Source organism: Mycobacterium parascrofulaceum ATCC BAA-614, assembly GCF_000164135.1.
In the GTDB taxonomy this organism is placed as follows: domain Bacteria; phylum Actinomycetota; class Actinomycetes; order Mycobacteriales; family Mycobacteriaceae; genus Mycobacterium; species Mycobacterium parascrofulaceum.
Map to the genome: position 1 here is coordinate 544,020 of NZ_GG770553.1, position 3,371 is coordinate 547,390.

Sequence of the window (3,371 nt, forward strand, 5' to 3'; positions counted from 1 at the left end):
AGCGCCGCCGCCACCGCCGCCGGAGGCACCGCCCGCGCCGCCGCCGCCCGGGGGCTAGCCGAATGCGCGCGCGGATGGATCCGCAGCGGTTCGACGAGCTGGTGTCCGACGCGCTCGACCTGATCCCGCCCGGGCTGGCGGCGGCGATGGACAACGTCGTCGTGCTGGTCGCCGACCGCCACCCCGAGGACGGGGAACTGCTCGGGCTGTACGAGGGGGTCGCCCTGACCGAGCGCGACTCGGACTACGCCGGATCTCTGCCCGACGCCATCACCATTTACCGCGAGGCGCTGCTGGACCTCTGCGAATCCGACGACGAGGTCGTCGAGGAAGTCGCGATCACGGTGATCCACGAGGTCGCCCACCACTTCGGCATCGACGACGCCCGGCTGGACGAACTCGGCTGGGCCTGACGGCCCGCCGCCACGCCGGGGCCCATGGGCGCGGCAACCCGGATTTGTCCGCGGCCGGTGCTATGAACGGGTTATGAGTGCTGACTGCCGCGACTGCCGGGCAGGCCTAGATCACTGTCACGGCACCATCATTGTCCACGCGCTGCGCCGCTCGGAGTGCACGGAGCCGGACTGCTTCAGCCCCGAGCTGTTGCCGCACGCCTTCGTCGTCGACTGCGACGCCGTCGGCTGCGGATGCTTCGAGTCCGTCGCGCTGGCCGTCTGACCGACCGTCAGCCCATCGGGTCGGTGCTCGAGTGCACCGCGTCCGCGACGGGATCGGCGCCGGCCTCGGGGTAGAACGGCGGCGACAGAGTCCCCCACCGCACGCAGCTCCACCGCCCGTCGGTGATCGGCGCCAGCACCACCGATTCGGCGTTGTCGAGGTGGTTGTCCAGCGCGAAGGTGGCTTCCACCCCGGCGAGCACCGCCGCGGCCAGGCGGATGGCGGCGCCGTGGGAGACGACGACGATGTCGCCGCTCCAGTCATGGTCGTCGAGGTAACGCAGGCGCAGCTCGGTGAGCACGGGGACGTACCGGTCCAACACGTCGTTGCCGGTTTCCCCGCCGGGCAGCGGGACGTCGAGATCGCCGTGATGCCAGCGCTCGTAGATCGCGTTGAATTCCGCGACCGCGTCGTCGTCGCTGCGGTTTTCCAGCCCCCCGACCTGAACCTCGTGGATGCCGGGCACCTCGATCGCGCCCATTTCGAGCTCGCCGCCGATCACCCCGGCCGTCTGCGTCGCGCGGATCGCCACCGAGTGGGCGAGCAGCGCCGGCCGCCGAGTCCGCCGGGCGAAGGCGCGCGCCTGGTCGCGGCCCAGCGGCGTCAGCTCGGCGCCGGGCGGCCGGGTGTCCAGCCTGCGTTCGACGTTGCCGTACGACTGGCCATGCCGCAGGAGCACCAGCCGACCGGTCATGGCTCGACCTCCCCGGCCGCCATTTCCGGTTTGCCCTCCCGCAGCCGCGCCAGCCAGCGGGCCGCCTCTTCGGCCGGCGGCGGCAGCACACCGGCGGGCGAGCCCGTCGGCCAAGATCCCAGGTATCGCACATCGGCACAACGCCGGTGCAGCGCCTTCAGTGCCTCGGCGACGGCGTCGTCGTCGATGTGGCCCACGCAGTCGGCGAAGAAGACGTAGGTGCCCAGCGCGGTCCGGGTCGGCCGGGATTCGATCCGGGTCAGGTCGATGCCGCGGATCCCGAATTCGGTCAGCGCGCCCAGCAGCGCGCCCGGGGCGTTGTCGATGCGCAGCACCACCGCCGTCCGGTCGGCCCCGGTGCGGGCCGGCGGCGGCCCCGGCGGGCCGACAAGCAGGAAGCGCGTGCAGGCGTTGGGCTCGTCGACCACACCGTCGGCCAGCGCGGCCAGCCCCCAGTGGGTGGCGGCCAGCGGCGAGGTCACCGCGGCGTCGGCGTGGTCCTCGGCCACCTGGCGCGCCGCGTCGGCGTTGGAGTACGCCGGCCGCAGCTCGGCGTCGGGCAGGTGGGTGGCGACCCAGTGCCGCACCTGCGCGGCCGCCACCGAGAACGCCGCCAGCGTGCGCACGTCGGCGGTCGTCCGCCCGGGTTTGACGACGATGCTGAACGCGACGTCCAGGGTGGTTTCGGCGAACACTTGCAGGGGCGAACTGATGGCCAGGCTGTCGAGCGTGGGCGTCACCGACCCGTCGATCGAGTTCTCGATCGGGACGCACGCGTAGTCGGCTTCCCCGTCGCGAACGGCATCCAGCGCCGCGGCGGTGCTGTCGATGGGCAATCGCCGGACCTCGTCGGGCCCCGCGCCGGGGATCCGACCGGCGGCCGTGATCTGCAACAGCGCCGCCTCGGTGAACGTCCCTTCCGGACCGAGATAAGCGATGCGGACCACGCCCCAACCCTAGCGGCGAACGGCGCCCCGCGGCTCTTGCGACGTATCGCCGGCTGAGTTAACTTAGGCTTACCTAATCTAAGGAGCTTCGTGTTACCGCTGACCTGCCCCGCCCCGACGACGGCCGAACGTATCCGGAGCGCCTGTGTCCGCGCCGGCGGCGCGCTGCTCGCGCTGGAGACCGTGCACCCGCGCCAGGACCCGGTCGTCACACCCGTGCATCACCTCCTGCCCGACGGGTCGTTCGCGCTGGCCCTGCCCGCCGACCACGACCCTCACCCGGTCGACGGCGCGCAGGCGGTGCTGGAGTTGACCGACTATGCGCCCCTCCCGCTGCGGGAGCCGGTCCGCTCGCTGGTGTGGGCGCGCGGACGGCTGCGGGAATTCCACCCGGCCGAGGTCGCCGGGGCGGTCGACCTGATCGCCGCCGAGTGGCCGCACCCCGCGTTGCTCCAGGTCGACACCCCGCGCTGCGCGCCGTCGGACGGGGACGAACTCCGCTACACGCTGTTCCGGCTGGAGATCGCCTCCGTGGTCGTCACCGACGCCACCGGCGCCGAGCCCGTCAGCGTCGAAGACCTCCTCGCGGCCCGGCCCGACCCGTTCTGCGAGATCGAGTCGAACCTGTTGTGGCACTTGGACACCGCCCACAGCGACGTGGTGGCGCGGCTGGTGTCCCGGCTGCCCGCGCCGTTGCGCCGGGGGCGGGTGCGCCCGCTGGGGCTCGACCGCTACGGCGTGCGGTTCCGCGTCGAGGGCAGGGACCGAGACCACGACGTCCGGCTGCCCTTCCACAAGCCGGTGGACGACATGACCGGCCTGCGCCAGGCCATCCGAGTGTTGATGGGCTGCCCGTTCATGAACGGCCTGCGCGCCCGCCCGTAGCCGCAGCCGTCGTGCCCGGCCGCGTACGTTAACCGGGTGAACGGCGATCGACCACCGCACCGGCAGGAACCGCGTCCCGAGCCGTCGCAGGTCATTCGCCGCGCGACCCCGCCGCCGGCACCGGCCGAACAGACGACGCCGCTGCGCCGGCCGACGCCCCCGCCGCC

Annotated in this window: 4 protein-coding genes and 1 pseudogene; 3 read left to right on the forward strand and 2 right to left on the reverse strand. The window is 72.9% G+C overall.

All coding sequences use genetic code 11. The annotated features are described in order from the left end of the window. The first annotated feature begins 62 nt into the window (after positions 1-62). Positions 63-490, forward strand: a pseudogene (locus tag HMPREF0591_RS02665) (metallopeptidase family protein). Then, positions 487-678 (forward strand): hypothetical protein, encoded by a 192-nt coding sequence (locus HMPREF0591_RS02670; protein WP_007166854.1) that lies wholly within the window; start codon positions 487-489, stop codon positions 676-678. Before HMPREF0591_RS02665 ends, HMPREF0591_RS02670 begins: the two are co-directional and overlap by 4 nt. Positions 679-685: 7 nt before the next feature. Here the strand turns inward: HMPREF0591_RS02670 and HMPREF0591_RS02675 are convergent, their stop codons facing one another. Both HMPREF0591_RS02675 and pheA read right to left on the reverse strand, forming a co-directional pair. Continuing rightward, complete coding sequence (locus HMPREF0591_RS02675; RefSeq protein WP_007166855.1) at positions 686-1,372, reverse strand: histidine phosphatase family protein; 687 nt, start codon at positions 1,370-1,372, stop codon at positions 686-688. Beyond that, entirely contained in the window at positions 1,369-2,319 is a 951-nt protein-coding gene (gene pheA, locus HMPREF0591_RS02680) for a prephenate dehydratase (RefSeq protein WP_007166856.1), read from the reverse strand. The genes HMPREF0591_RS02675 and pheA overlap by 4 nt, the downstream gene beginning before the upstream one ends. Before the next feature lie 90 nt (positions 2,320-2,409). Here pheA and HMPREF0591_RS02685 point away from each other — a divergent pair, with 90 nt between their 5' ends. After that, positions 2,410-3,204 (forward strand): DUF2470 domain-containing protein, encoded by a 795-nt coding sequence (locus tag HMPREF0591_RS02685; protein WP_007166857.1) that lies wholly within the window; start codon positions 2,410-2,412, stop codon positions 3,202-3,204. Positions 3,205-3,371: the final 167 nt, after the last annotated feature.

Coding starts and splice junctions, on each gene's coding strand:
- HMPREF0591_RS02675 (WP_007166855.1), bottom strand. CDS start 1,372: ATGACCGGTCGGCTGGTGCTCCTGCGGCATGGCCAGTCGTACGGCAAC.
- HMPREF0591_RS02670 (WP_007166854.1), top strand. CDS start 487: ATGAGTGCTGACTGCCGCGACTGCCGGGCAGGCCTAGATCACTGTCAC.